At 62.7% G+C, this 26431-nt stretch carries 27 protein-coding genes; 17 read left to right on the top strand and 10 right to left on the bottom strand.

Annotated elements, in window-relative coordinates; genetic code table 11:
• Positions 1 to 66 precede the first annotated feature (66 nt).
• Entirely contained in the window at positions 67 to 1179 is a 1113-nt protein-coding gene (locus tag HMPREF3170_RS06385; protein WP_083290910.1) for an MFS transporter, read from the top strand.
• On the opposite strand, the gene HMPREF3170_RS06380 is transcribed toward HMPREF3170_RS06385, so the two are convergent.
• Together HMPREF3170_RS06380 and HMPREF3170_RS06375 are read right to left on the bottom strand one after the other, a co-directional pair.
• Positions 1171 to 1824 carry an ABC transporter ATP-binding protein gene (locus HMPREF3170_RS06380; protein WP_070478574.1) on the bottom strand — a complete coding sequence of 218 codons (654 nt, stop codon included), beginning with the start codon at positions 1822 to 1824 and terminating at the stop codon, positions 1171 to 1173. The two genes, HMPREF3170_RS06385 and HMPREF3170_RS06380, sit on opposite strands and share 9 nt — an antisense overlap.
• Entirely contained in the window at positions 1825 to 2796 is a 972-nt protein-coding gene (locus tag HMPREF3170_RS06375; RefSeq protein ID WP_070478729.1) for an ABC transporter permease, read from the bottom strand. It abuts the gene before it with no gap.
• A 90-nt stretch (positions 2797 to 2886) separates the two neighbouring features.
• Between HMPREF3170_RS06375 and HMPREF3170_RS06370 the strand changes: the two genes are divergently transcribed.
• The 3 genes from HMPREF3170_RS06370 to HMPREF3170_RS06360 all read left to right on the top strand — a co-directional run bounded on the left by HMPREF3170_RS06370 (position 2887) and on the right by HMPREF3170_RS06360 (position 5236).
• On the top strand, positions 2887 to 4035 hold the full coding sequence (locus HMPREF3170_RS06370) for a sensor histidine kinase (RefSeq protein ID WP_070478572.1): 1149 nt from the start codon (positions 2887 to 2889) through the stop codon (positions 4033 to 4035).
• Complete coding sequence (locus HMPREF3170_RS06365) at positions 4028 to 4639, top strand: response regulator (RefSeq protein ID WP_070478570.1); 612 nt, start codon at positions 4028 to 4030, stop codon at positions 4637 to 4639. The genes HMPREF3170_RS06370 and HMPREF3170_RS06365 overlap by 8 nt, the downstream gene beginning before the upstream one ends.
• 195 nt (positions 4640 to 4834) lie before the next feature.
• Positions 4835 to 5236, top strand: a complete 402-nt coding sequence (locus HMPREF3170_RS06360) for a hypothetical protein (protein ID WP_070361708.1) — start codon at positions 4835 to 4837, stop codon at positions 5234 to 5236.
• A 365-nt stretch (positions 5237 to 5601) separates the two neighbouring features.
• On the opposite strand, the gene HMPREF3170_RS06355 is transcribed toward HMPREF3170_RS06360, so the two are convergent.
• Positions 5602 to 6795 (bottom strand): multidrug effflux MFS transporter, encoded by a 1194-nt coding sequence (locus HMPREF3170_RS06355; protein WP_070478727.1) that lies wholly within the window; start codon positions 6793 to 6795, stop codon positions 5602 to 5604.
• 17 nt (positions 6796 to 6812) lie between these two features.
• Between HMPREF3170_RS06355 and HMPREF3170_RS06350 the strand changes: the two genes are divergently transcribed.
• From HMPREF3170_RS06350 to HMPREF3170_RS06335, 4 genes are all read left to right on the top strand, one after another.
• On the top strand, positions 6813 to 7214 hold the full coding sequence (locus HMPREF3170_RS06350; protein WP_070478569.1) for a hypothetical protein: 402 nt from the start codon (positions 6813 to 6815) through the stop codon (positions 7212 to 7214).
• Between the two features lie 250 nt (positions 7215 to 7464).
• Positions 7465 to 8139 carry an SLAC1 family transporter gene (locus tag HMPREF3170_RS06345; RefSeq protein WP_246814932.1) on the top strand — a complete coding sequence of 225 codons (675 nt, stop codon included), beginning with the start codon at positions 7465 to 7467 and terminating at the stop codon, positions 8137 to 8139.
• A complete protein-coding gene (locus tag HMPREF3170_RS06340) occupies positions 8136 to 9065 on the top strand; it encodes an SLAC1 family transporter (protein ID WP_246814931.1) in 930 nt (309 codons plus the stop codon). Before HMPREF3170_RS06345 ends, HMPREF3170_RS06340 begins: the two co-directional genes overlap by 4 nt.
• Positions 9066 to 9092: 27 nt before the next feature.
• Positions 9093 to 10289, top strand: a complete 1197-nt coding sequence (locus HMPREF3170_RS06335) for an IS1096 element passenger TnpR family protein (protein ID WP_083290903.1) — start codon at positions 9093 to 9095, stop codon at positions 10287 to 10289.
• A 391-nt stretch (positions 10290 to 10680) separates the two neighbouring features.
• Here the strand turns inward: HMPREF3170_RS06335 and HMPREF3170_RS06330 are convergent, their stop codons facing one another.
• Genes HMPREF3170_RS06330 through leuS form a run of 4 tightly spaced genes read right to left on the bottom strand, consistent with a single transcriptional unit; the run spans position 10681 to position 15729 of the window.
• Entirely contained in the window at positions 10681 to 11001 is a 321-nt protein-coding gene (locus HMPREF3170_RS06330) for a DUF202 domain-containing protein (RefSeq protein ID WP_070478563.1), read from the bottom strand.
• Positions 10998 to 11699, bottom strand: a complete 702-nt coding sequence (locus HMPREF3170_RS12085) for a VanZ family protein (protein ID WP_371327491.1) — start codon at positions 11697 to 11699, stop codon at positions 10998 to 11000. Before HMPREF3170_RS12085 ends, HMPREF3170_RS06330 begins: the two co-directional genes overlap by 4 nt.
• A 43-nt stretch (positions 11700 to 11742) precedes the next feature.
• A complete protein-coding gene (locus HMPREF3170_RS06320; protein ID WP_141742228.1) occupies positions 11743 to 12849 on the bottom strand; it encodes a hypothetical protein in 1107 nt (368 codons plus the stop codon).
• 54 nt (positions 12850 to 12903) lie between these two features.
• Complete coding sequence (leuS, locus tag HMPREF3170_RS06315) at positions 12904 to 15729, bottom strand: leucine--tRNA ligase (RefSeq protein WP_070478560.1); 2826 nt, start codon at positions 15727 to 15729, stop codon at positions 12904 to 12906.
• Positions 15730 to 16081: 352 nt separating this feature from the next.
• Between leuS and HMPREF3170_RS06310 the strand changes: the two genes are divergently transcribed.
• Together HMPREF3170_RS06310 and HMPREF3170_RS06305 are read left to right on the top strand one after the other, a co-directional pair.
• A complete protein-coding gene (locus HMPREF3170_RS06310; RefSeq protein WP_070478559.1) occupies positions 16082 to 16612 on the top strand; it encodes a hypothetical protein in 531 nt (176 codons plus the stop codon).
• Positions 16613 to 16675: 63 nt separating this feature from the next.
• Positions 16676 to 17134, top strand: a complete 459-nt coding sequence (locus HMPREF3170_RS06305; protein WP_070478557.1) for a hypothetical protein — start codon at positions 16676 to 16678, stop codon at positions 17132 to 17134.
• Here HMPREF3170_RS06305 and HMPREF3170_RS06300 read toward each other — a convergent pair.
• On the bottom strand, positions 17131 to 17652 hold the full coding sequence (locus tag HMPREF3170_RS06300; RefSeq protein ID WP_070478555.1) for a flavodoxin domain-containing protein: 522 nt from the start codon (positions 17650 to 17652) through the stop codon (positions 17131 to 17133). The two genes, HMPREF3170_RS06305 and HMPREF3170_RS06300, sit on opposite strands and share 4 nt — an antisense overlap.
• A 39-nt stretch (positions 17653 to 17691) precedes the next feature.
• Between HMPREF3170_RS06300 and HMPREF3170_RS06295 the strand changes: the two genes are divergently transcribed.
• Positions 17692 to 18111: a YbaN family protein gene (locus HMPREF3170_RS06295; RefSeq protein WP_070478553.1), complete on the top strand. Its 420-nt coding sequence runs from the start codon at positions 17692 to 17694 to the stop codon at positions 18109 to 18111.
• On the opposite strand, the gene HMPREF3170_RS12060 is transcribed toward HMPREF3170_RS06295, so the two are convergent.
• Positions 18092 to 19804 carry a hypothetical protein gene (locus tag HMPREF3170_RS12060; protein ID WP_070478552.1) on the bottom strand — a complete coding sequence of 571 codons (1713 nt, stop codon included), beginning with the start codon at positions 19802 to 19804 and terminating at the stop codon, positions 18092 to 18094. The two genes, HMPREF3170_RS06295 and HMPREF3170_RS12060, sit on opposite strands and share 20 nt — an antisense overlap.
• Entirely contained in the window at positions 19804 to 20559 is a 756-nt protein-coding gene (locus HMPREF3170_RS06285) for a DUF3558 family protein (protein WP_141742227.1), read from the bottom strand. The genes HMPREF3170_RS12060 and HMPREF3170_RS06285 overlap by 1 nt, the downstream gene beginning before the upstream one ends.
• A gap of 19 nt (positions 20560 to 20578) precedes the next feature.
• Here HMPREF3170_RS06285 and panB point away from each other — a divergent pair, with 19 nt between their 5' ends.
• The 6 genes from panB to HMPREF3170_RS06255 all read left to right on the top strand — a co-directional run bounded on the left by panB (position 20579) and on the right by HMPREF3170_RS06255 (position 26241).
• Positions 20579 to 21382: a 3-methyl-2-oxobutanoate hydroxymethyltransferase gene (gene panB / locus HMPREF3170_RS06280; protein WP_070478548.1), complete on the top strand. Its 804-nt coding sequence runs from the start codon at positions 20579 to 20581 to the stop codon at positions 21380 to 21382.
• A gap of 11 nt (positions 21383 to 21393) precedes the next feature.
• Positions 21394 to 22218 (top strand): pantoate--beta-alanine ligase, encoded by an 825-nt coding sequence (panC, locus tag HMPREF3170_RS06275; RefSeq protein WP_070478546.1) that lies wholly within the window; start codon positions 21394 to 21396, stop codon positions 22216 to 22218.
• 241 nt (positions 22219 to 22459) lie between these two features.
• Positions 22460 to 23185 (top strand): class I SAM-dependent methyltransferase, encoded by a 726-nt coding sequence (locus tag HMPREF3170_RS06270; protein ID WP_070478543.1) that lies wholly within the window; start codon positions 22460 to 22462, stop codon positions 23183 to 23185.
• A gap of 59 nt (positions 23186 to 23244) precedes the next feature.
• The gene (locus HMPREF3170_RS06265; RefSeq protein ID WP_070478541.1) at positions 23245 to 24399 is read left to right on the top strand and encodes an ABC transporter substrate-binding protein; all 1155 of its coding nucleotides are present in this window, start codon (positions 23245 to 23247) and stop codon (positions 24397 to 24399) included.
• Entirely contained in the window at positions 24380 to 25471 is a 1092-nt protein-coding gene (locus tag HMPREF3170_RS06260) for a FecCD family ABC transporter permease (RefSeq protein ID WP_070478539.1), read from the top strand. Before HMPREF3170_RS06265 ends, HMPREF3170_RS06260 begins: the two co-directional genes overlap by 20 nt.
• Before the next feature lie 17 nt (positions 25472 to 25488).
• Complete coding sequence (locus HMPREF3170_RS06255; RefSeq protein WP_070478723.1) at positions 25489 to 26241, top strand: ABC transporter ATP-binding protein; 753 nt, start codon at positions 25489 to 25491, stop codon at positions 26239 to 26241.
• Positions 26242 to 26431: the final 190 nt, after the last annotated feature.

Here is a 26431-nt window from a genome sequence, read left to right as displayed (position 1 = left end):
CACGCGCGGTGTAGGTTGTCACGTGTGAGTAAACAGTCGTCGCTCCCTATGCTGCCGTTGTCCGCGATGAGCTTCGCGGCGTTCGTCTACGTCACCTACGAGATGTTCGCGGTGGGTCTGATTCGGCCCATGGCACAGGACCTCGGCGTGACGGAAGGCCAGATCGGCCTCCTCATGAGCGTGTACGCCGGCCTGGTCGCCGTGGTGACCATCCCGCTGATGCACTTCACGCGCAACTGGGACCGCAGGCCCGTCTTCCTGGCCACGCTCGGCTTCCTCGCCGGGGGCGTGATCCTGCAGGGCATCGCGAACAGTTACGCGGTGCTGGTGGCGGCGAGGGTGACCGCGGCGTTTACGCACGGGCTGTTCTGGTCGCTGATCAACCCGATGGCGGCACGGCTGGCGCCGAAGGGAAGGACGGGCAAGGCGGTGGCGACGGTGTCGTTCGGGTCGACGATGTCGGCGGTGATCGGTACGCCGTTGACCACCATGCTCGGCGGGATGATCGGGTGGCGTGGCGCTACCTGGGTGTTGGGCGTCGCGGTGATTTTCTCGGTGCTGGCGTTGGTGGCGTCGCTACCCTCGATGCCGGCGAAGCACCCGGAACCGGCAACGGGCACAAAGCGGACAAAGTCGGCGATCCCGTCGCTGGTGCTCTTCCTGACGTTCAACGTCACCGCCGTGTTCACCACCTTTACCTACCTGGCGCTGCTCATGACGACGACAGCAGGGCCGAAGCTGGTCCCGTTCGGGCTGTCCCTCTTCGGCATCTGCGGGGTGATTGGCGTGCTGACGGCGGGCAACACGGTGGACCGGCGCATGATCCGGGTCAACGGGTTCGTCGCCGTGCTGCTGGTCGGGTCGGCGGCGCTGGGGCTGCTCGCGCTGGAGACGAAATCGGTGCTGCTCATTATCGCGATGATCATCGTGTTCGGGCTAGCAAACGGGGCGCTGCCGCCGTCGGCGACCACCATCTTCCTGCACGCCGGGAAGCGCAACGAAGACCTGGCAAGCTCCATCTACGTGGTGACCTACCAGGTCGGGATCGCGGCCGGATCCGCGCTCGGCGCCGCGGTGGTGGACGCCGGCTTCCTGCCCGGCACGCTCTGCATGATGGCCGGACTGGCGGCCTGCGCGTTCATCACCTTGGCGCTTGGGTCGCGCCCGAAGCTACGCTAGCGCGCGTTCCCGCGACACACGACCGTCGCGGACGCGGACAACCTCGTCGCTCTCGGAGATAAGGCTCGCGTTGTGGGTGACGAACCCGCAGGCAATATCGTGCTCCTGCACCAAGGTGCGCAGCAGCGCCACGATCTCGTGGGAGCGCTCGGAGTCAAGCGCCGCGGTCGGCTCGTCCGCCAGGATCAGCTTCGGCTCCCCCATCAGCGCGCGGGCAATGCCGACGCGCTGGCGTTGCCCGCCCGAAAGCTGCTGCATACTGCGGTCCCCGAGGCCGTCCAGGCCGACTTCCGCGAGCAGTTCGTTCGCGCGGTCCACGCGGGGCTTCACACCACGGATATGGTCGGTGACCAGCAGCTGATCCCGGACATTCAGCGCCCCGATCAGGTTGGCCTGCTGGAAAATCATCCCGATCTTCTGCAGACGGACTTCGTCGGAGACCGGGGTGGCGTCGACAAGAATGGTGCCACTGTCGGGCTTCAGTAGCCCAGCCGCTGCGGAGAGCAGCGTGGACTTGCCGGAGCCGGACTCGCCGATGATGAATGTGAGGTGGCCGGGGTTGGCGTCGAAACTGATGTTGTCCAGCGCCGTGAGTGTGTCCTCGCCGTCTTGGTACGTGACGGTGACGTGTTCCATGTGCAACATTTACGCAATACCTCCCAGTGCGAGCTGCGGCTCAACTTTTGTAATTTGGCGCGTCGCGATGAACGCGCCCACCATCCCGATCGCCCAAATCGCCAGCGGCGGACCGGCGACTGTGAGCACCGTCAGCGAGAACGGCGCCACCTTCGACGCCGCCAGCCCAATGCCCAGCGCAATCAGGGCGCCAACCGCCGCGCCGATGCCCAGCAGCACCGCCGCCTGACCCAGCGCATCCTTGCGCAAGTAGCTATTCGACGCCCCAATCGCTTTCAAAATGGCCAGGTCACGGGTGCGCTGCATGGTCCACACCGTCAAGAAGGCCACAATGACCAGCGCCGCGATGGCGTACAGGAAGCCCAGGATCATGTTGAAGGACGCCTGCTCCGACTTGTACGCAGCCAGGCCGTTGAAGGAGTCCTTCATGCTCATGCCGCGGTCATCGCTAGCGAGCAGCACCGTGCCGTCCGCGTCGGTGTGCATGGCGGCCTTCCAGTCCGCCGTGTTCACCCACAGGACCGCGGTGTGGGAGAAGTACAGGTCATCCGTGACGGCGTCGACGGTGATCGGGGTGCCGCCGACGGAGAGCTCGTCGCCAGGCGCGACGTGTAGCTCACGCGACGCGACCGCGCCGTCGCCGAGCACCTCCCCACCCGGAAGCTCAGTGCCCTTCGGCAGACCCAGGATGGAGATGGACTCCTCCTTGCCGTTCTCGCGCAGCAGCAACGTCTGGCCGGTGCCCAGCGGGACTGTGCCCTCCTCCGCCGTCACGCGCGACGTCATATAGGAAGGCTCATCCATGTCCTGGAAGACCACCGACTTTGCATCCAGTGCCTCCAAGGCCTCCGTGTTCTGCTCGCCCAAACCGTTGGTCAACCCGGTCAGCATCACCACGAGCAACGTGATCAACCCGACCGTGCCAACAATGAGGCCGAAGCGACCCTTGGCTTTCATAATTTCTCTCAATCCGACGAACATGCCCACATTGTGCGTGTGAGCAGGCACGTTCCACATCGGGAGCGGGGTTGAACCTCGAATCAACCGTCCGGTTGATCCGCCCTCCATCGGATGTCGGGTGCACCGTCTAAGGTGAGCAACGTGAACACCACCAACCGGATCCTCACCTTCCTGCGCGTCAGCCTGCACGTGCTGGTTGCCGTGCTGCTGCTCGTCGGCGTTGTCTCCAGCAGGTGGAACCCGCTGGCCATCTGCATGGCGGTCCCCTTCGCGCTGCTCTACCTGGCCGGGACCGTGGCCTACAACGAAGGCAAGCGCTTCCCCCGCGCTGCCATGTACACCTGGCTCGCCGCCGTCCTCGCGCTGTGGGTGGTTATGGCGCTGCACGCCGCGGAGTTCGTCTGGTTGGAGTTCCCGCTGGTCATCCTGGTCTCCGTGGTGCTGCCCACCTGGTCCGGTATCGCGGTGGCGGCGCTGCTGCTGGCCTTCACGCTGTCGGTCACAGCGCCGGGCGCGGGAATCGGCGGAGTGGTCGGACCGCTGCTCGGCACCGTGCTGGCGCTACTGATCTACCACTCCTACCGGGCACTCCGCGCCGAAGCCGACCACTACAAACACCTCGCCTACGAACTCCAGGCCACCCACATGGAACTCGCCGCCGCCGAACACGCATCCGGCGTCCTCGAAGAACGCGCCCGCCTCTCCCGCGAAGTCCACGACACCATCGCGCAAGGCCTCAGCTCCATCGTGCTGCTCGGCCGCACGCTGGACAAACAAATCACCGAGCCCGGCGCGAAACAGATCCTCGACACCATCCGGGCCACCGCCTCCGACAACCTCGCCGAAGCACGCCGCTTCGTCGCCGTCAACGCCGGGCCCGCCGAACCCCTGCCACGCAGGCTGGAGGAGCTCGCGCGGGGAGCGGAGGGGCGTCAACAAGCACTCGGGCAGCGGCTGACGGTGGACCTCAACGTCGAGGACGTGCCCGAGCCCGCCGCCGGCGTCATCGAGCGAGTCGTGCGCGAGGGGCTCTCCAACATCGTGCGCCACGCCGGCGCCACCCGCGCCGTGGTCACGGTGGAGAAGCTTGGGGACGTCGCCACCGTCGACGTCTTCGACAACGGCCGCGGCATCACCGGGCCCGAAGGCTACGGCCTGCGCGGGCTGCGGGCGCGCGTCGCGGAAGTCGGCGGCACCCTCAGCGTCGAAGGTAACGTACTAGCAGCAAGCATCCCCCTGGGAAAGGACACCCATGAGTGAGATCAACGTCATGCTTCTCGACGACCACCCCGTCGTCCGCGCCGGCCTCCGCGCAGTACTCGACTCCTTCGGCGACATCACCGTTGTTGGCGAGGGCGCGGACGGGCGCGCCATCGAGCGGATGCCCGACAACGTCGACGTTGTGGTCACCGACATCCAGATGCCGAACGTGGACGGCATCGAAGTCACCCGGCGCCTCGGCGAAGCAGGCGGCCCGCCCGTGCTCATCCTGACCACCTACGACACCGAAGCTGACGTCGTCGCCGCCGTCGAGGCCGGCGCGCTCGGCTACCTGCTCAAAGACGCCCCCGAGGACGAACTCCACGACGCCATCATCGCCGCCTCCCAGCGCAAACGCGTCCTCTCCCAGGAAGTCGCCGGAGTCCTCGCCGAGCGCCTCATGCGCCCCGACGAAGCCCTAAGCGCCCGCGAAATCGAAATCCTGCGCGCCCTGCAGACCGGCGCCTCCAACCGCGCCATCGCCGACCGGCTCTTCATCTCGCAGGCCACGGTGAAAACCCACCTGATCCACATCTATAACAAGCTCGGCGTGGACAACCGGACCGCCGCCGTGGACCGGGCGAGGGAGCGCAAGATTATTTAGGTGTTGGTTGGGCGCTAGATTGCTCGGCAGTGCTTGAGCTTGAATCCTTTTCCTCGTGGAGGCTTTTTCTGCGCTGGGAAGACTTCCGATGCTGGCTTCGGTGCATAAGCACTAGCACTCGGCGCAACCGAAATTGCTGCCCCCGTGAAAGCTAAACTTACTATCCCAACTACTCATGAACGGAGCGGCTTTCGAATGACCAGTCTTTCTTCCTTGTCAAATGGTGAGCTGCAAGGCTTTTACGAAGAGCTTTACGTGTATTGCTCTGAAAAGGATTCTTACCACATTGCAGAGCGTTTCCAGAAGGAACTCAAACTTTCCTTCTCCGAAATTGACGCTCTTCCTGATTTCACAGTTAGTGAATGCGATGAAGACGAGTACGAACTTGCTAAAGAATTAGAACCTGGTAGCAATCAGGAGAGCTTTCGTCCATACGTGATTACCCAGCACTTCTTCCTGGAAGTCTTAAACCTAAGTGACCAGGTAATTGACCCTATTAGTGATGCTGTTTTCGAAGCCGTTCAACGAGCGACAGAAGATGTCCCATACTTCAGTTTCATGGGCTTTCTCAAGGACAATCGCTCTGAGGATAAGTAGAACCGGATCGAAATCGATAGCTCTTTTTCTCTAAGTTCGAGCGTTGAGCTGGACGTGCACGCAAAAGACCAGGTCGCTGATTGTTAATGTGGGTATTTGGCGCTAACCGCGGCAGAACGTGCACCAAATTCCCGATTTTCCGGAAAGGTGCCTGGCTATTTCCCCAGGTCGCGATCTCTGCGCAAAGGAATTTGGTGTCACCCTCGCCGACCCGAGTGACAAAAGACGCAACCCACTTTTCACGACCTGGGCTTTTACCGGGTTCAGCCGACAGGATTGCGTCCATTGTCACTCGCTCCCCACTCCATGCACCAAATTCCAGCATTTGAAAAGCGGCCCCAGGATACCTGCACGCCACAGAAGTGCTAGATGTTTTTAGTCCTGGAATGTGGTGCCGCGCTCCCCAACAGCACGCCAAGCAGGGCCAGGCCGGCGCAGGTGAGGATGCCGGTGGCCATCGATGCGGTCGGGTTGGACCCGAGCGCCACCAGGGGCGGGACCAGGCCGCCGATGATGAATTGGAAGAAGCCCATCGCGCCGGTGCCGGCGCCGATCCCGATGTCCCGGATCTCCTCCACGGCGAGCGCCGAGGCGTTCGCCATGATGAACCCAGCCATGGCGGAGAGGATGGCGATGAAGGGGACCATCGTGAGGCTGGGGCCGAGCTGGCTGTAGGCGAGCAGGATCAGGCCGGCGAGGATGTCAACAGATAACGCCACAACGAGGAGGGTGCGCGGCTGGTGGGTCTTCACCAAGCGCATGTTGATGGAGTTCGACAGCGGGATGAGCAGGGCGATGCCGCCGAAGATGAGAGAGAAGGCAGTCGGAGTAACGCCAAGTTGCACCTGCAGGACCAGCGGAGATGCCGAGATATAGGAGAACAGGGTGCCAAAACCGAGACCGGCGGCGAACATGTAGCCGAGGAAGGCGGGGCGCCGCAGGCACTGGACCATGCGAGGGAAGATGGTGCGCAGGGTGCCGCGGGTCCGCTGCTCGGGTGGGAGGGTTTCGGGGACGAAGCGCCAGGCGATGAGGATCTGGGCGAGGTTGACGGCGGCGATGGTCCAGAAGACGCCTCGCCAGGTGAAGGTGGGGATGATCAGGCCGCCGAGGACTGGGGCGATGGCGGGCATGAAGCCGGAGATCGCCATCAGGCCCGACAGGCCACGGGCGGCCTCGCGGCCGTGGGCGATGTCGGGGATGACGGCCCTCGTGACGACGACGGCACAGCCCCCGGCCAGGCCCTGCAGGAACCGGACGGCGATCAGGAAGGAGATCGTGGGGGCGAGGGCGCACGCCACCGATGCCGCGAGCGCCACCACCGAGGAGACCAGGATGGCGGGTTTGCGGCCCGTGCCGTCAGAGATGGCGCCGAAGACCAGGTTGCCGAGTGCCATCCCGAGCATGAACCCCGAGATGGTCAGTTGGGCGGAGGAGGGGGACGTCGATAATTGGGTGGCGAGCTCGGGCATGCCGGGCAAGTACATGTCGATGCCAAGCGGGCCCGCCGCGGTGAGCAGGGCGAGCGCGAACAGGAGGCCACCGGAAAGTTTCTGCACGCCGGTAGGATAGTCGCATGCGTGCAACTGTAGAAATCTGTTCGATCGACGATGTGCCGGAGTCGCTGCAGGCGCTCACAGACCGCGAGCCCTCAGCGTGGGTGGCGCTGCGCGCGGTGGACACCACGCCGGGCGGGAAGCTGCGCGTCCACGCGGGGCGCCTGGCCGGGCAGGAGGTGCCGGGGCCCAAGGGAAGGCTTGCCGCGGAGCTGCGGGTGGCGCCCGGCGCGCAGGTCACCGTGTGGGTCAACGACGAGTACGAGCACCACGTGCTGGCCCAGTCGGAGGGGCTGCGCCTGGAGGGTGTGGCGCTGAAGCCGGGCCAGGTCGGGCGGATTGCGGCTGGGCACCTGGCCGTCACGGTGCGCAATACGGGGGAGGAAACCGGCCGAGCGCTGCTGTTTGGCCGCGTTGCGTAGTTGGCCAAACGGGCCCGGCGGGCTTAGCGTAGGTGCATGCAATTGCCTAAGTATGGCCCCGCGTGGGCCGGGTCCCTGATGGGGACGTCGATCGCCTCTACACTGTCCGGGTTGCACGGGTTCCGCCTCGGACAGGTTGCGTTTGCACTGGTGGCGGCGGTGTTGCTGGCGGTGTTCACGGTGGGCATCCGTAACGAGCCGCCGCGGCACCAGAACATGGCGGCGTGGGGCATGTACACGATGGGGGCTTTTGGCGTGCGGCTCGGCGTGGACGGCGCTGACCGGCAACGACATCTTCCAGCTGATCAGTTGGTGGATCGGCGCGCCACTATCGATCGTGGTGTGTCTATGGCAACTGTGGGGCTTCTGGAAGGTCTCGGAGCACTACACCACCCCGGCGTTCCCGTGGGGGCTGGCGCCGGTCACGCCGATGGTCGCCGCGACATCGGGCGGGCAGCTCGCCGCAGAGCACGGCATGTTCTACCACCACGCGGGCATCGTGTGCTTCTTCTTCACGTTCATCCCGGCGATCCCACTGTTCGCCTATTGCTACTGGTCGCTGTGGCGGCGTCGCGAACGCCCGCGCGGCGCGGCGGCCGGCACAGCCTGGATTCCGCTCGGGGTTGTCGGCCAGTCGACGGCCGCCTCCACCTTCCTTTTCGACGCCCACCTCTACGGCATCATCATGTTCGCCATCGGCGTACCGTGCGTCCTCTTCGGCATGTACTGCTTCTACCAGGCGGTCTTCACCTGGGCGCCGTACGGCCCGGGCTGGTGGGGCTCCACATTCCCGGTGGGCACCCTGTGCCTGGGCTCCTGGACCGAGGGCTGGCACGCCCTCTCCTTCGGGCTGCTGCTCCTGCTGCTGTTCCACTGGTGCGCGTGCGCACTCCGATTCCGTTCCTGGCAGCGTGAGCGCGTGTGAAAACCAGGACCAGCTATAGCCTGCCGCCAGCGGGCCCGGCGTGGGGCGGCAGCCTCATGGGGACCTCGCTGGTGGCGACGCTGCTGGTCATCAGCGGACTCGACCCTCTGGCGTGGGTCGTGGCCTGTATCGGGGTGGCCATCCTGGTGGCGCTCGTCGTCGGGTTCATCATCTACCGCACGCCCCGCTTCCACCAGGACATGATGGCGCCGTGGGCCATGACGTTCATCGGGATCATGTCGCTCGGCACCGCGTGGACCAACCTCACCGACAACCTCGCCTTCATCCTGGTTGGCTTCTGGGTCGGGGCGCCCGCCTGCCTCGCCGTGTACGCCAACCAGCTCCGCGGCTTCCAAGGGGAACCGAACTTCGCGTGGGGGCTCGCGCTCGTCGGCCCCATCATGGCGGCCAACACGGCCGGGACGACCCACGCCAAAGGCGGCGGCGACATCTACTGGATACTCGGCGTGTGCTGCTTGGTGGCGTCGATAGGCGCAGCGTATCCGCTGTTTGCCAGGGTGTATGTGGCGGCGTGGCGTCGAAAAGTGGACCTGAGCGGGCCGAACGCGGCGACCGCCTGGATCCCCCTCGGCGTCGTCGGGCAGACAGTGTCCGCCGTGGACCTGCTGTTCGGCAAGGATGCCGAGCTTATCGTTGGCACCGTGCTGCTCATCATCGCGATCCCCATGATCGCCTTCGCCATGTGGCACTTCTACCCCGCCGTCGCGCACTGGGTGCGATACTCCCCCGCCTGGTGGGCCTCCACCTTCCCCACCGGCACCATCAGCGTCGGCAGCCACCACCTCGCCGAAGTCTGGAACCTCGAATGGCTCACCATCATCGCCACCGCACTGCCAGCCCTCCTCGTCTTCCACTGGCTCCTCTGCGTCACCCGCTGCACATTCTGGGTAGTTCGCGAGCGCTAAAAGATACAAAACTATAGAGTGAACGACATGAACATCTCTCTATTAATCACCGTAGAAAACTCCCGACCCGAGATTTCACGATGCATTAATGTTGATCACTCGATGTACCTGGGGGAACTCGCACTCATTATCGACGCCACCCTCGGCTTCTCGAGCGCAGCAACACACATGTTTTCGGGGAACATCAACGGCGAACAACGCGTCTACACCGCCCAACCAGCCGCCGGCGAATACGACGAAAACGACCTCACCGTCCAAGACATGCCCGAAACCATGAGTTACATCTACGACGCCGGCGCCAACTGGAACATCAACGTCCAAGTACTCGGGCCATCCACCATCGCAGGCCCGACCCCCGTCCTCATCTCCGCACTCGGCCCCGACGTCATCGAGCACCTCAAAGGCCCCGCCATGATGAGCGAGCTCTATGACGAAGCCGTCCGCCTCGCAGCCGGCCAACCCGCCGACATGCACATCACGCCAACCCTGTTCTCCGCGATGCCCGTCATGTCGCCGGGCCACATGGTGGACAGGCTTACCAAGGCAGACCCGGTCAGTATCTCGAACCGCATGTACTACAGCGTCGAAACCATGGTCGCCCGCAACATGATGAACCCCGAGGCTGCCGCCGAAGAAGACGAAGACGTTCGCGAAGCGCTCCGCGAATACCTGGCCAACCGCGAAGACCTCAAAGACATCATGGCCATCGACCCCAACCCCGAAAGCAACCCCGCCGTCATGGCCGCCATCGGCGAATTCCTCGAGGACTACTACGGGCCCAACCCAACCTTCGACTCCCCCGTCTACACCGGCATCACCGAAGCCCTCTACAACCTCATGGACGGACTCCTCCCCGACGACCCCATCTGGCGCAGGCACCTCCACAACTTCTTCGTCGAATCCGGCTTCATGCGCGCCGAACAAACCGGGCGCTACACCATCACCAACGAGGGCGTCGAGCTGCTCAGCGGCGGCGACAACCCATTCGACTTCGCCGAAAACATCGCCCGCGGGTTCTACGCGACCTTCGGCCGCGAAAACTGGAACCAACTCATGTTCAACCTCATCTCCGACTCCCCCCACCTTCCCGACTCAACCATCTACAAGGAAGGCACCGCCCTGTTGGAGGCCTTCGGATTCGGCGAGGACACCGGCGACGGGTTCGCCCTCAACGGGGATGGCTACGACATGCTGAAGTGCATCGCCATCGACTTTTCTTCGTAGGCCTGGTGCCAAAGGACGCACTTCGTTTTGGTATAGATGTTCATAGTGACTGGTCAGAAAAGGGCTAGTTTTTCCTAGCTGCGTGATTTGGCACTGCGCCCCGCCACAAGACACCAAATTCCTGGTTTTCGCACGCAGCCCGGCGCGTTTCCCCAGGTCGCGGATTCCTCTGGCAGGAAAAAGGTGCGCAGAATCGGCAGCCAGTGCCAAAGGACGCAGCCAGGCTTGGTATAGATGTTCATAGTGCCTGGTCAGAAAAGGGCTGGTTTTCACTAGCTGCTTGGTTTGGCACTGCACCCCACTGCAAGACACCAAATTCCTTGTTTTCGCCCACGGCCCGGCGCGTTTGCCCAGGTCGCGGATTCCTCGGGTAGGAAAAAGGTGCGCACACCTACTGCGCAAGGACCAGGCACAGACCCAACCCACCCAGACCGACTAGCGCACACGCAGTGGCGAAGACGGAAACCGTGTTTGGTTGGGAGCGCTCCTGGGCGAGGTTGTGCGCTTCGGTGCGGTAGAGGCGTCGATATCTGGCGATGAGCACTGTCGCGAGCGTGAGTAGTAACCCGATGGCGCCGAAGACGGGCACGGGGTAGGCGTAGGACCAGCGCAGGAGCACCATCGAGCAGACGAGCATGGCCAGGGCGGTGCGGGTCCAGCTCAGGGCGGTGCGCTCGGGCTGGAGGCCGGGGTCCGGGACGGGGATGGTCACGAGAGCAGGCCTACCAGCACGACGATGGAGGCGACCAGGATCCCGACGCCGAGCAGCGGCGCGATCGCGGGGGCGGGCAGGGGACGGCCGTGGCGCAGGGCTCGCTCGACGCGGACCCAGCGGATGGCGGCGCCGGCAGCTATGGCCATGCCGATCACGATCACGGTGGCGGCGGCGAAGGTTTGAGTCTCTGGGGTGATGCCGGTGACGTCGAAAGCACCGAGGGCGATGCCGCCTGCCAGGAATGCCAGCGCAGTGCGGGTCCAGGCGAGGAAGGTGCGCTCGTTAGCGAGGGTGAAGCGGGCGTCGGGTTCGTCGCCGTCGGGGAAGACAGTGCGGGTGAAGCTGGGCATGTGGGCAAGTGTAGCGCCCAGGGCGCCGCCGGCGGTGTTGATGAGGAGGTCGTCGATATCTGAGTAGCCGGCGGCGAGCGCGTACTGGGCTACTTCGATGCTTAGGGACGCCACCATCGAGAAGAGGGTGGCCTTCCAGATCTTGCCGAGCCGGAGGCGGGCCAAGTAGCCGACGGGAAGGAAGAGGACGATGTTGCCGATGAGGTTGAGCCACGGCCCCCACCAGACTCGGTAGTAGATGAAGGAGCCGAAGGGGATGAGGCGCAGGTGGCGGACCTCGTGGGAGATTGTGTCCCACACCCCGGGCAGGCCAACGTACGCCTTGCCGACGGTAAAAAAGAGCACGGCCGCGGCGGTCAGTGCCACGGCCGTGTAGTAGGTGCTGCGCTTAGGCAACGGCTACCTCGTGCGGGACGGGGCCGCCGGAGACCTGGCGGTAGGCGTATACCATCGCCAGGAGTGCTGGGGCGGCCAGCAGCGTGCCCAACACCAGAGAGACAAAAGCGGCCACGCTGGAGGCGGCGCCACTGCCGGAGACGGTGGCCATCAGGATCCCGCAGACGATCATCAGGCCGAGCAGACCACCGTAGTTGCGCTTCGCTGTGGTGAAGCCGGCCTTGAAGGCGTCGCCGAAAGTGCCGTTGTTGTCGGCTGCGTAGAACGACTGGAAGATGAAGAACGGCGAGATAAGCAACATGATCAGCACCGCGATGCCGATCCCAACGAATAGGGTCACGAACGCGGATGGGTCGATAGCGCTGAGATCACCGCTCGAGGCGGTCAGGAGCGCCTCCGGGTCCGCGCCGGCGAAACCAGCGACGAACCCGATCACCATGAGCAGGGCGAAGATCAGAGTCGTGATGATGCCGACGACCACCGACATACCCAGCGTCTTGCCGTAGGCAGCCGACTTGATGTCCTTCAGGACGAACTGCTTCGGGCCGACCAGGGTCTGCTGCAGCGCGGCGGCCAGGAACAGCGGCGTGACGAAGAATAGGGCCAGCATGCCCAGGGCGCTGACCGTGTCGCTCTGGAAGACGGCCCCGATGTTATTCAGCAGCGCGTACACGAACGCCAGCACCAGCCAGGTGCCCGGGTTGGAGTAGGTGGTTTTGAAGCCGTACTTCAGCGCAGCGCCGACGGACAGCTTCCCGGTGCCCAGTTCGTGGGCGACGCCATTGACGGCCGGGTTGCTGATCGGGTGCGGGGTGACGCCGTCGCCGTACTGGGCGGGCGTGATGCCGACGAAGCCGTCGTCGTTAGCGAGCATGGCGGCTGCGGGGCTCGTCGGGACGGCGAGCTGGGCGCCGTGGTAACGCAACGCGCTCTCGTCGGACGCCTGGGCGGCCGAGTTGACGTCAAACGCACCGAAATCGGCCTGCTCCCCGTAGGGCTGGCTGGAGGGCTGGCCGTAAGGCGACGCGCCGTATTCCGGGTAGGACGGGATGCCACCCGGGTTCTGCGGATCGTTGTTAGGTGTATTTGGTTCAGTCATGGTGCCCAACAGTACACACAAACGCTCCGCAGCACCTACACGTTTCCTGAACGTTTACTTAACGACCAGGTTCACCATGCGTCCCGGCACCACAATCACCTTGACCACGTTCTTGCCGTCGGTCAGCTCCTTGACCCGCTCGTCAGCCAGGGCGAGGGACTCGGTGTCCTCCTTGGAGGCGTCCGTCGGGACGTTGATCCGGGCCTTCACCTTGCCGTTGATCTGGACGGGTAGTTCGATGGTGGCGTCGACAAGGAATGATTCCTCGAAGGTCGGGAACGGCTCGAACGTGATGGTGTCGGCGTGGCCGAGTTTTGCCCAGAGTTCCTCGGCGATGTGCGGGGCGAGCGGCGCAACCATCTGTACCAGCGGAGTGACCGCCGCGCGCGGGGCGCCCGACGGGTACGTCTTGGTCAGGTAGTTCGTGAACTCAATCAGCTTTGCGACGACCGTATTATCCCGCAGGTGCTCGTAATCATCGCGGACACCGGCGATGGTGCGGTGCAGCTGCTTGTTGTCATCCTCGGTGAGCGCGGCGTCGGTGACGGTGACCTCGCCGGACTCCTCGTCCACAACCAGGCGCCACAGGCGCTGCAGGAAACGATGCGCGCCGACGACGTCCTTCGTCGCCCACGGGCGCGACGTGTCCAGCGGGCCCATCGACATCTCGTACACACGCAGGGTATCCGCGCCGTAATCGCGGCAGATGTCATCCGGAGCAACAGCGTTCTTCAACGACTTGCCCATCTTGCCGTACTCGCGGTTGACCTCCTCGCCGTCGCGGTAGAACTTGCCGTCCTTCTCCTCCACCTCGGCGGCCGGGACGTACACGCCACGCGAATCCGTGTAGGCGTACGCCTGGATGTAGCCCTGGTTGAACAGGCGGCGGTACGGCTCCTTCGAGGAGACAAAGCCCAGGTCGTAGAGCACCTTGTGCCAGAAACGGGCGTAGAGCAGGTGCAGCACCGCGTGCTCCACGCCGCCGACGTAGAGGTCCACGCCGCCCGGATCGTTCTCGCTGCGCGGGCCGGTCCAGTAGCGCTCGTTCTCGATGTCGCAGAACGCGTCCTGGTTCGTCGGGTCGATGTAGCGCAGCTGGTACCAGGAGGAACCCGCCCACTGCGGCATCACGTTCGTGTCGCGCCAGTACTTCTTCGTGCCCTCACCCAAGTCGAGCTCCACCTCAACCCAGTCCGTGGCCTTCGCCAGCGGCGGCGCCGGCTCAGAATCCGCGTCCTCCGGGTCGAAGGACACCGGGTTGTAGTCCTCCACCTGCGGCAACTCGACCGGCAGCATGTCCTCCGGCAGGCCGTGCGCCTGGCCGTTCTCGTCGTACACGATCGGGAACGGCTCGCCCCAGTAGCGCTGGCGGGCAAAGAGCCAGTCGCGAAGCTTGTACTGAATCTTCTCCTCACCAGCACCGTTGGCGGCCAGCCACTCGATCGCCTTCGCGATACCCTCGTCCTTACCCAGGCCGTTGAGGTCCAGGCCCTGCTCGTTCGCCGAGTTAATGTGCGGCGCGTCGCCGGTGAAGGCAGTTTCTGCGATGTCGCCGTCAAGCACCGGCACAATCGGCAGGCCAAAGACGCTCGCGAACTCGTAGTCGCGCTCATCATGCGCTGGCACAGCCATAATCGCGCCCGTACCGTAGCCCGTCAACACATAGTCAGCAATAAAGATCGGCACCTGCTTGCCGCTCACCGGGTTCGTCGCAAACGAACCCAAGAACACGCCAGTCTTCTCCTTATTCTCCTGCCGCTCCAAGTCACTCTTGGCAGCAATCGCCGCCCTATACTTCTCGACGGCCACCTTCGGCGACCCCGCCCCATTCATCCAACGCTCATCCGTGTCGGCCGGGAAGGCATCGGCCGTGAGGGCGTCGACAAGCGGGTGCTCAGGCGCGAGCACCATGTAGGTGGCGCCAAACAGGGTGTCCGGGCGCGTCGTGAACACCTCGAGCGGGCCCGCCTCCGACGCGAACGCCACCTGCGCACCACGCGAACGACCAATCCAATTACGCTGCATCGCCTTGACCTTCTCCGGCCAATCCAGCAGATCAAGGTCATCGAGCAGACGATCCGAGTAGTCAGTAATGCGCATCATCCACTGACGCAGCCGCTTGCGGAACACCGGGAAGTTCCCACGCTCCGAACGGCCCTCCGCCGTGACCTCCTCATTCGCCAGCACCGTGCCCAAACCAGGGCACCAGTTCACCATCGAATCGGACAGGTAGACCAAGCGGAACTCATCAATCGCCTTGTGCTTCTCCGCGTGCGTCAAGTCGCGGAAGTTACGGCCATCCTTGGTTGTGCGGGCGCCCGTGAGCAGGTCACGGACCAACTCCTCGATCGGACGAGCCTTCTGCAGCTCCTCATCAAACCAAGCGTTATAAATCTGCAGGAAAATCCACTGCGTCCACTTATAAAACTCCGGATCCGTCGTCGCCACCGAACGACGCGGATCATGGCCCAGACCCAACTGGCCCAGCTGACGCTTCATATTCTGGATATTCGCCTCAGTCGTGGTGCGCGGATGCGTACCCGTCTGAATCGCGTACTGCTCCGCCGGAAGACCAAACGCGTCATAGCCCAACGTGTGCAGCACGTTCTTGCCCAACATGCGGTTGTAGCGGGCAAACACGTCCGTCGCGATGTAGCCGAGCGGGTGACCCACATGCAGCCCCGCGCCCGACGGGTACGGGAACATGTCCTGCACATTCAGTTTGTCCTCGGGCAGTGGGTCGCCCGTGGCGAGGTCGCCGACCGGGTTCGGCGCGTTAAACGTGCCGTTGTCCTTCCAGAACGTCTGCCACTTCTGCTCAATCTGATTTGCCAGGCCAGCGCCGTAACGGTGCGCTGGGGATTCGCTCGCGTTAGTCATGGATACACAGTGTAGTGGGTGGGGCCCGGAGGTGGGGTGTGTGGTGGTGTTGGCGGGTGGGATATGTCCTCTCGATTTTGTTCGAGATTTCGTGAACAGAATTGCATGGGGTCCAGACCATTTGCCTGTCGACCGGCGAGACGTTCCGGTCGACCTCTTAGCGTTGACCAATGCAGGTCGGCGTGAGATGGAGGAATTGGCGTCGAAAAGCTTCGAAATCTGCTCGGTCAACGGAAGTTTTGAAAGCCCAGGTGTAGACCGTTCGGGGGTAGAAGCTTGCGGAAAGCGTATGGCTGACTGAATATGATAAGTGATTCTTAACAGTTCACTGTCAACGCAAGGAGCATCCCCTGTGAAGAAGTTTGCAACCGCAGCCGTAGCTGCAACTATGACCCTCGGCCTGCTCGTCCCGGCGGCTGGAGCCGCAGAAGACAAGGGCAGCAGCCTTGACGACGCCTACTCGGTGACCACCGTTGTCTCCGGCAACAAGTGCACGATCACCTACTCGAGCGGCTTTAAAGAAGTACTAACGCGAACCGAAGCTGCTGCAAAACTGCGGAATACCTCTATGGTTGACAATCAGCTTCAAGCCCGCAAGGACTTTCTGCAAGGTACCAAGGATTCAACACGCTCCGACTTCGAGCGCGGAGAAGGCAAGCTCGCGCTGCAGGCTTGCGCGAATGGCCAGAACTACACCACTGGCTTCGAAAACAGGCTTTCTTCGATGATCGAGCCACACGAGGGCCGCGCGGCAGCGTACTGGCTTTCGGTCATCGTTCCTACACTCCTGGGTATCGCTGCACTTGGTGCAGCCTTCTCGCCTGAGTTCCGCCACATGCTGCCAGCACCGGTGCTGAGCTTCCTGACCGAGTACTTCAAGTAAGTACCCCAACCCCATTGGAGCTCCGCCCACCGCGGAGCTTTTGCATACGAAAAGGACGCAATCATGAAAAAGATCACCGCTACCGTCGTCGCTACTGCGATGGCTGCCTCCATGCTCGCGCCGACTGCCGATGCTGCGTCGAACACGATGAGCCACAAGAACTACCAGCCGCACTGCACGCTGAAGTTCGACAGCGCCAACATGACCAAGAACAACGGCACGCACACCCAGAACGAGGTCAGGATTTGGGTTGCACAGCAAGCGGATGCCAAGAAGCTGGCGGAGGCAGACCTGACCAAGCTGCAGCAGTCGTCGCAGGTCAGTGAGGCGTTTGGCTCCTCGATTGCTGAGGACACCGCAGCCATCAATGACGGCATGGCGCTCCAGGCATGCCTGCAGGGCAAGGATTTCAAGGCTGAGCCGATGGATGACGGCACGAAAGCCGGCATCATTATCGGCGTCGTGTTTACGGTGCTGGCCGGTATCGCAGGCCTGGCAAAGCAGGCCGGTTTGATCCGCTAGCTGTTGTCGCGCACCCAGGCCTCGACGGGGGCGAGGCGGGTGAAGTCGACGCGGTCGACGTCCTTGTTATAGGTGTCAATCATCATGCGGTCGTTCGCGGACTTGCGCGGTTTGAGCCGCAAAGCGCCGACGACGCCCGCCATCGTGGCGGCGTGAGCAGCGGATAGTTCGGAATAGTTCATGCGCCCGGGCAGGTAAAAGCGGGTGACGCTGTCCGCGCGGCTGCCCAAAAGTTTCGCGGAAAAGTCCTTATCGACGGCCACTTCGTCCAGGCTCATGCCGACGGTGACGAGGGAGACGGAGTGGGCGTCGAAAAGTGGGTCAGGGAGCTTGCGGATGAAGCTGGCGCCAGGGTTGTTCGGGCCGTGGATTGGGGCGAGGACCACGATGGGACCTTCGGGGGTGAAGTCGGCGTCGGAGATTGGTTCGGCGGTAGTTCCGAGGCGTTTTGCCAGCTCATCGGCGTATTCCTTGGTGGAGCCGTAGAACGAGGCGTACAGGATAGTGCAGGCAGTCATACAACTATTGTTGCATGTTCCGGCTAGAATGTGGCGACGATGCGGTACGTGTACATGATTGTGGGGCTGGTGGCGCTTGGCCTGGGCGCGGTGGGCGTGTGGTTGCCGATCCTGCCCACGACGCCGTTTCTGCTGCTTGCGCTGGTGTGCTTTACGAGGAGCTCGCCAAGGTTGGAGCGCTACCTGCTCCGCCACGACACGTTCGGGCCGTTCATTATTGACTACTACTCAGGCCAGCTGACACGAGCACAGAAGCTGCGGATTCTGGGGCTGCTGTGGTTAGGGATGGGCGCCTCCATATGGGTGGTGATAGTGGTGGTCGGGCTGTGGCCGGTGGCGGTGCTGCTCGCTGCGATCGGCGCCGCGGTGAGCGCACACATCTGGCGGCTGCGGCCACGCCCCGAGCGCGCCGCCGAACTACGCCAGCGCGCTGGGCTGCCTACTGACCACGCACGTTGAAGCCGATGACGCCGGGGTTGACCAAGGGGGCGTCGCCAAGAAGGGCGTGGATGTTGCCCTCCCTCTCGACGGCACTGGTGACCGCTTTGGGGCGTTGCTTCTTGTCATCTTTGCCGCGGCCCTGCGACATTGGCGCACCCATGAAGCCGCCTCGCTGACCTTGCTGACCTGCGGTGTTGGTGGAAGATCCTGCGGCGCTCGCTGCACTGGTCTGGCCGCCGAAGCCGCCTGTCGACCCGGTGCCCGGCCGCCCGGCGAAGCCTCCCGCGCCGCCGCCGGCGAGGCCAGCGTTGGAGCCGAAGCCTGTGGCTGAGCCTGCGCCTGCGCCTGCTGAGGAGCCGAACCCTGCTGATTGCTGGTGCAGTGACCCGGCGCGATGGCGGCCACCACCGCCTGCGCCGCCCATTGGCATGCCACCGAATGCGCCTTGGCCTGCGCCTACGCCGGAGCCTGCTGCGGAGGCGGCGCCGGTCGTCGCACCGCTGAGCCCGCCTGCACCGGAGGCGAGACCGCCATGGAGGCCAGCGCCCGGCGCGACATTCGCCGCCGGGGCGTTCAGCGCACCTGGTGGAGGCAGTGTCGGGGCCTGGGCGGAGGCAACCTGGGTCGGGGTGGCGCCGGACGCGATGGCGTTGAGCATGTCCGGGTTCGGCTTCCCGAACTGCTGCAACACATCCTGCGGGCCACGCGCGTTGGCGAGATCTGTGTAACCGTTGTTCGCAAAGATGCTGGCAAGCCCCGCCGGCATTGGTGCGTCCGTGAACTCGGGAGCGGTCGGGCTCGGCGGGCCACTGATGGAGAAGTCGGAACCGGTGACGTCGGTGAGATCCGGAAGCAGCTTGACGAAGGTCGGGTTCGTCGCTGGCAGGTACGAGTTGACGTACATCGGGTAGGAACTGACAAAGGCCTCCTTCACAGCCTTCACCGCGGCCGGGGATACCGCCTCAGCTGCTATCGCCGCAGCCTGAGCTGCCGCCGCCATAAGTTGCGACGACGACGCCAACGCCGCCAACCCCGTGTTATTCCCCGCAAGCGCCGCCGAGTTGGCTGCGTACTCAGAACCCGCTGCCTGAATCAGCTGGAGACGCGCAATCGCCTGGGCCACAAATTCGGTCTCTGCTGAAGATTCCAGGGACGCAATGGCCGGGGCGATGGCCTCCACCATCTCGTAAATACGCTGCGCATTCGACGTCCAATTCGACGCCAACCCCGACGGAATCGCTGTGTTCGTGGTCAGGATGTTGCTCACTAGCGACTCGAAGCTCCCATCCGTCGACGCATACACCGAACTGTTATTGAACGGCTGCGTCTTGTAACTCTTCGCGACAGCGGCCGCCGACGACATCCCAAGATTGGAACCCAAACCACTCAACCCAGGCGTTCCACTAAGCCCGACCGCGTTCACAATGCCCGCAATCGAATCGTCCGCCATCACCGTATTGTCCAGGCAGACCTTCAACACCTTTGCCGACGACTTCACATTCCCCGTAAACGCGTCCGTCGCAAGTGGAGCGTGCTCCGAGTAGATCGCCCCGTGCTTCTCCCCTGCCTCGCGGAGGCCGGAGACGGCGGAGAAGGTGGAGGCTGGCGAAGCATATCCACCAAACATGCTCTCACTAAGAGTCATTACCGTTGAGTTCAGTGAGTTGACTGCATCTTCAACGTCGTTAACTTCAATCAAAATTCTTGTCATTATTCCCCCTGATTAGAATTTTCGTTGCCCAATAGATAGAGCGCTTCCATAGCTTCTGTCGCAATTCGGCAGTGCTCGTCCACAGGGACAGATTCATCGATCGTGTAGTAAGCAGCTGCGATACCACCGCGTTCAGTATCAACTTGAGAAATGCAGGTATTCGGCAAGCTCACATAATATCCGCGGTGATATGCATATAGTTCTGGGAGCACCTTAGAAACGACATTCTCCTCTACCCCTCCCAACTCCTCAGCCACTTTCCGATTTCCCTCCACACTCATCAATCCAATAAATGTGAGGTTCTCAGGATCTCTGAACGTACAAACCGAAGTCCCATGCGGCGAGTCGATCTCCCCGTCCGTGCTCCGCTTGATTTCGCCGGTGAAGCCCGCGCGGCGGAATTCTTCGTCGGTGATGTCGTTGCAGGGATCGAAGTAGTCTTCTGGTGCGAGGGTGAATGGGTCGAAGGCGCCGATGGGGACGGTGCCGGATTCGAAGACGAAAGCTTTCTCGCCCGAAGCATCCGAGGGAGGGGCGTTGGTTCGGGCGGAGGGGGCGTCGATAAGGGTGGTGCTGGAGCAGCCAGCGAGCAGTGTGGCGGCGAGCAGTGGTGCCAAGGTATAGGTGCGCAAAGTGTCCCCCCGTTTTGAAAGTGTTTCTACACAACCTAATGCATTTCGCGCGATTGTAAAGGGTTTTGTGTACACCATGGTGGACATCCGGTTTTCAATAACCGCCAACAAACCGCCACGCACCGTCCTAATATAAGGCGGTATGAAACGCCTTCGTACTCGTTACTTCGCCCAGGCTAAGGCTGAGGGTCGCAAATTTACAGCTCTGACCAGCTACGACACCATGACCGCCCAACTCTTCGACGAGGCCGGCATCGACTTCCTGCTCGTCGGGGATTCGGCAGCCAACGTGGTGCTCGGCCACACCAGTACCCTACCGATCACGCTCGACGAAATGATCACGTTCGCCTCGGCCGTGGTGCGCTCGACGCAGCGTGCGTTTGTGGTGGTTGACCTGCCGTTCGGCACGTATGAGGAGTCGCCGGCACAGGCGCTCGCCGCGGCGGTGCGCGTCATGAAGGAGACCGGGGCGCAGGCAGTGAAGCTGGAGGGCGGCGTCGAGGTGGCGCCGACTATCAAAACGCTTGTCGACGCCGGCATTCCCGTCTGTGCCCACATCGGGTTCACGCCGCAGTCCGAGCACGCGCTCGGCGGCTACGTGGTCCAAGGTCGCGGTGACGCAGCTCAACAACTACTTGACGACGCCACCGCCGTCGCAACCGCGGGTGCTTTCGCGGTCGTTTTGGAGATGGTGCCTTCGGAGATCGCGACGCGGGTAACGAACGAGGTTCCGATCCCGACCATCGGCATCGGCGCAGGTAACGGCACTGACGGGCAGGTGCTCGTGTGGCAGGACGCGTTCGGGTTCCGCGCCGGCGGAAAAACGCCGCGGTTTGTACGTCAGTATGCGGACCTGGGCGCGCAGCTGCTGGAGGGCGCGCGGAGGTACCGGGAGGACGTCGAAAAGGGGGACTTTCCTGCTGCTGCCGAATCGTTCGAGGACTAAGGAAGGCCACCATGCGAGTCATTACCACTGTTGAAGAACTGCGCGCGGCGCGCGCCGAAGCGACCGGGACCGTCGGCCTGGTGCCGACAATGGGCGCGCTGCACTCCGGGCACGGCACGCTGATTGAGCGGGCCCGGGGAGAGGTCGACACGCTGATTACCAGCGTGTTCCTCAACCCACTGCAGTTCACCGACCTCGGCGACTGCGACGACTACCGCAACTACCCACGCGATATTGAGGCGGACTCAACGTTTTGCGAGGAGCGCGGCGTCGACATCGTGTTCGCGCCCAGTGTCGAGGAGATGTACCCGGGAGGGGTGCCGCAGATCTGGGTTCGCACCGGCGAGATGGGCACCGTCCTGGAAGGCGCGTCGCGGCCGGGGCACTTCGACGGCGTAGCGACCGTCGTAAACAAACTGTTCAACCTGGCCAAACCGGACGTGGCCTACTTCGGCCAGAAGGACGCGCAGCAGGTAGCGGTGCTGCGCCGGATGGTTCACGACCTGAACCACGACGTGGAGATCCGCACCCTGCCCATCGCACGCGCCGCGGACGGACTGGCGCAGTCTTCCCGCAACGTGCGTCTCTCTGAGGCGGGGCGCTCGCAGGCGCTGGCACTGTCGCGTTCGCTGCGGACGCTGCAGGAACAGGTCGACGCGGGCGCGTTGGACGTGGATGCCGTGCGTGCGGAGCTCGCGGCTTCCGAGGGCGTGACGCTGGACTACCTGGTGGTCGTTGATCCAGATACGCTGCAGCCGACGTCCGGTCCTGGCCTGGCGCTGGTTGCGGCGACGGTGGACGGCGTGCGCCTCATCGATAACGCGCTGTTGGGGTAGCCCGGGGCTGCTGGTTCGGTGTTTTTCGGCGTTCCGTGTTTTCGGGGGTGGAAGGTGTGCTGAAAAGGTTGCTCGGGATTTTGTGAACAAAATTGCACCTGCGCCACAAGCCGAATACAGCTGCCTAATCGTCCAAGGTTTCCCCAAAAACACCGAAACCTTGGGAGATTAGGCACCTCTATTCAAACAATCGCAGGTCGGAAGCCTAAGTCGAGTTTGCGTTTCCGCTACGGTAGTTAATATGTCAATCGAATATTGGAATGATCAGGCCCCGACTTGGGCACGCAACCTGGAAGAAGGGCCCGACCTTCTCCTCGAGGTGTTGGATGAATTCGACGTGCTCACACCGGATTCCACGGTGCTGGACATCGGCTGTGGGCCGGGGTGGCACCTCGGCAAGATGGCACCGCATATTGCTGAGGGCTACGGGTTCGATATTTCGTCGGCGATGATTGGGGCTACACCGACGTCGAAAAACCTCACCTTTTACACACACGACTGGTCCGCCGGAATCCCCGAACCGCTCACGGGCCGTACGTTTTCCGCGGTGATCGCGAATAGGAGCCCGGGCGTTAACACTATTGATGACGTTGCTGCGCTGATGCGGTTGTCGTCGCGGTGGTGTGTCGTCAATAAGCCAACGTACCGCAGTACGAGTTTACTTGAGCAAGCATTGCGTGACGCGGGTGTCGTGGCGAAACCCTTCGGCGGATCGCTGCACGTCGACTGGTTAATATCCCAAGGTTACCTGCCGCAACTGCGCTACCAGACGCGTGTGCGATCCCGAAAGTACGACGCCCACGATGTCTCTTACGAAGCCGAACGCGCGAGGGCGCAGTATGGGGATGAGGTTGCAGAGAGGATGCTCGCTGCGTTGCCGGGCGAAGGCGTCGATAAGCGTATTGACGTCACTCTCACGATGGCGTACGCGCTCGCAATTTGGCGCGTGGACGAACGCCAACCATAAAATACTGTATCATTCAATTGAATGTATTTTTGAGTAGGGGTCAACCCAAGGAGAGTGCGTTGTTCAAGAAGATATTGCTGTCGGTCGGTGCTGCGGTCACGCTGACGCTCACAGGCTGCTCGAGTCCCGCGGAAGATACAGCCGCGCCGACGACAACCGCCAGCGATGCCACCATCACCGTGACGGACAATATGGGCCGCGAAGTGACCATCCCAGAACAGGTCAATAGCGTCGTCGCGGTCGGGTCGATGGGGCCGCGCATCGCCGCCTACATGGACCTGGTGGACATGCTCGTCGGCTCGGAGCAGACCGACCAATCCGGCCCACGCGCAACGTACGACTACAGCAACGTGTACGCGGACAAGCTTGGGAAACTACCCGTCATCGGTAAAGGCGGCGGCTCCGGCGAAAACAATGCCTTCCCGGAAGAAATTCTCACCGCGAACCCCGACGTCATCCTCGCCGGCTTCAACGCAGAAGCCGCTGACGAACTGCAAAAACAAACCGGCATTCCCGTCGTCAGCATCCGCTACCTCTCTAAGGGATTTATTGACGACGACTTCGCCACCACCCTCGAAATGGTCGGAAAAGTGACCGGCAAGGAAGACCGTGCCAAGGAAATCAACGACTACATCGCCACCGCGAAGAAAGACCTCAAGGACCGCGTCGCGGGCGTCGCTGAAGAAGACAAACAGAAGGTCTACACAGGTGCCGTAACCTTCAACGGCGCACACGGGTTCGCCTACACCTACGTGGACTTCCCAGCATTCGACGCGATCGACGCCCACAACGTCGCTGACGTGCTGAAAGAAACGCAGACGTTCGAGAACGGCCGTAACGGCGCCGAGGTCGACTGGGAAGTCATCCCCGAGTGGGATCCCGACGTCATCTTCCTCGACCCAGGCAACCTTGACCTGGTCCGCGACGAATACAAGCTGCGCCCCGACTACTTCAACGGGCTACGCGCTGTCCAAAACGGCCAGGTGTACACAATGCCGGCAACCAACGCAGCCGGGCCAAACATCACCTACCTGCTGATCAACGCCTACCACGCCGGAAAGGTGCTCTACCCCGAGCAGTTCGCAGACATCGATCTGGAAGAGAAGGCCGAAGAAATCATGCAGGTCATGCTGGGCAAGAGCTTCTTCGACGAAATGGAAGCCGGTGGCCTGTACTACGGAAAGATCGACCTCAGTGACCAAGCCAACGGCTAAGCCACAACGGCCCGCCAGTACTGCCGACTACCATCGGCACACACTGCGCAAATACGCAGTCTTACTGGCGGCGTTCCTGTTGCTATGCCTCTGTTTCCTTGGCTCGCTCAAGGCCGGATCGGCAGAGATGGGGATGGGCGACGTCCTGCGGGCACTCCTGCATCCGAGCGGGGAGCGCGACTCACTCATCGTATGGAACATCCGCCTGCCCCGAGCATGCATCGCAGTCACAGTTGGAATGTGCTTAGCCATGTGTGGTGCGATCATGCAAAACGTGCTGCGCAACCCCCTCGCCTCATCCTCAACGCTCGGGGTGTCCCAAGGCGCCGCGTTTGGTGCGGCAGTTGCCATCGTCTACTTCGGCGCGGGCGCCCAGGTCAATAACGTCAGCGGCGACGCCGCCGTCAGCATTAGCAACCCCGCCCTCGTGACGGCATTCGCGTTCCTCGGAGGCATGGGCACCACCCTCGTGATCATGTTCATTTCGCGCGCACTCAACGCTGGCCCCGCAGTACTCGTACTCGCAGGCGTGGCGCTGAGCGCAATGTTTAGCGCCGGCACTTCGCTCGTCCAATACTTCGCCGACGACATCAAAGTCGCCTCAGTCGTCTACTGGACCTTCGGCTCCCTCGGCCGCGCAAGCTGGACACAAATCTTCTTCACCGCAGGCATCGCCGCAGCAGCATTCGCCTACTTCATGTACAACCGCTGGAACTACAACGCCTTCGAGGCCGGTACCGACGCCGCCAAAAGCCTCGGCGTACCCGTCCCAGTGCTCGTACCCATCAGCCTGCTCGTCTGCGCCCTGATCTCCGCAGTCTCTGTCGCCTTCGTGGGCGTCATCAGCTTCATCGGACTCGTCGCCTCACACATCATTCGACGCCTCGTCGGCAACGACATGCGCTTTCTCCTCCCAGGCACCGCCCTCTGCGGCGCCACCCTCCTCCTCCTCGCCGACATCGCCGCCCGCACCATCATTAGCCCAGTCGTGCTCCCCATCGGCGCAGTAACCTCCATCGTCGGCGCGCCCATCTTCCTCTTCCTCCTACTCAAACGGAGAGTCCGCGCATGAAGCCACACAGCGCACCCATGATTACATGCAACAACCTCCACTTCTCGTACGGCACCAACCACGTCCTACGCGGAGTCAGCTTCGAAGTCGCGCGCGGCGAATGCATGGCCGTCCTCGGACGCAACGGAGAAGGCAAGTCCACCCTCGTCAAAAACCTCATCAAACTCCTCACCCCACACACCGGAGAAATCACCCTCAACGGAACCCCCACCACCGCGCTCAACAGGCAAGACATGGCAAAACTTGCCGCCTACGTAGCCCAACACTCCGAAGCCACCCAAATGACCGCCTTCGACTACGTCCTCCTCGGCAGAAAACCACACATCCAATGGGCAGTCGGCGAATCAGACCTCCAAATGTGCGCCGACATGCTGGAACTCGTCGGAATGGCAGACAAACAACTCCATGACATCAGCACCCTCTCCGGAGGTGAGCGTCAAAAAGTCATACTCGCACGCGCGCTCGTCCAAGAACCATCAATCCTCATTCTCGACGAACCAACCAGCAACCTTGACCCCCGCAACCAATACGAAATGCTCGGTCTCGTCCGCCAACTCGCAGTTGAGCGCGACATCGCCGTCATCGCCGTACTTCACGACCTCAACGTAGCACTACGCCACTGCGACCAATTTCTCTTTCTTCACGACGGCACCAGCTACGCCAACATCAGCCGCGACGAAGTCACCGCCGACATCATCTCGCACGTCTACGAAGTCACCGCCGACATCATCGAACACAACGGCCACAAACTCGTCGCAATCGACGTCTAACCAGCGCGCTACCACGGCACCGACGAGCTCTTCATCGAAGGACAGGTACCGAAAGCTGCTCTGATTGTTGCGGCGGCTACAGGTTTCTGGGTGGCAGGTGTGATGAAAAGCTTGCTCGGGAATTTGTGAACAGAATTGCACCTGCCATCGCGCGCGGGCGACAGCCTTGACAAATGACGAGGGGGGGGGG

This window comes from Corynebacterium sp. HMSC08D02 (genome assembly GCF_001807505.1).
Lineage (GTDB): Bacteria > Actinomycetota > Actinomycetes > Mycobacteriales > Mycobacteriaceae > Corynebacterium > Corynebacterium pseudogenitalium.
This window is presented reverse-complemented; position numbering and strand designations above follow the sequence as displayed.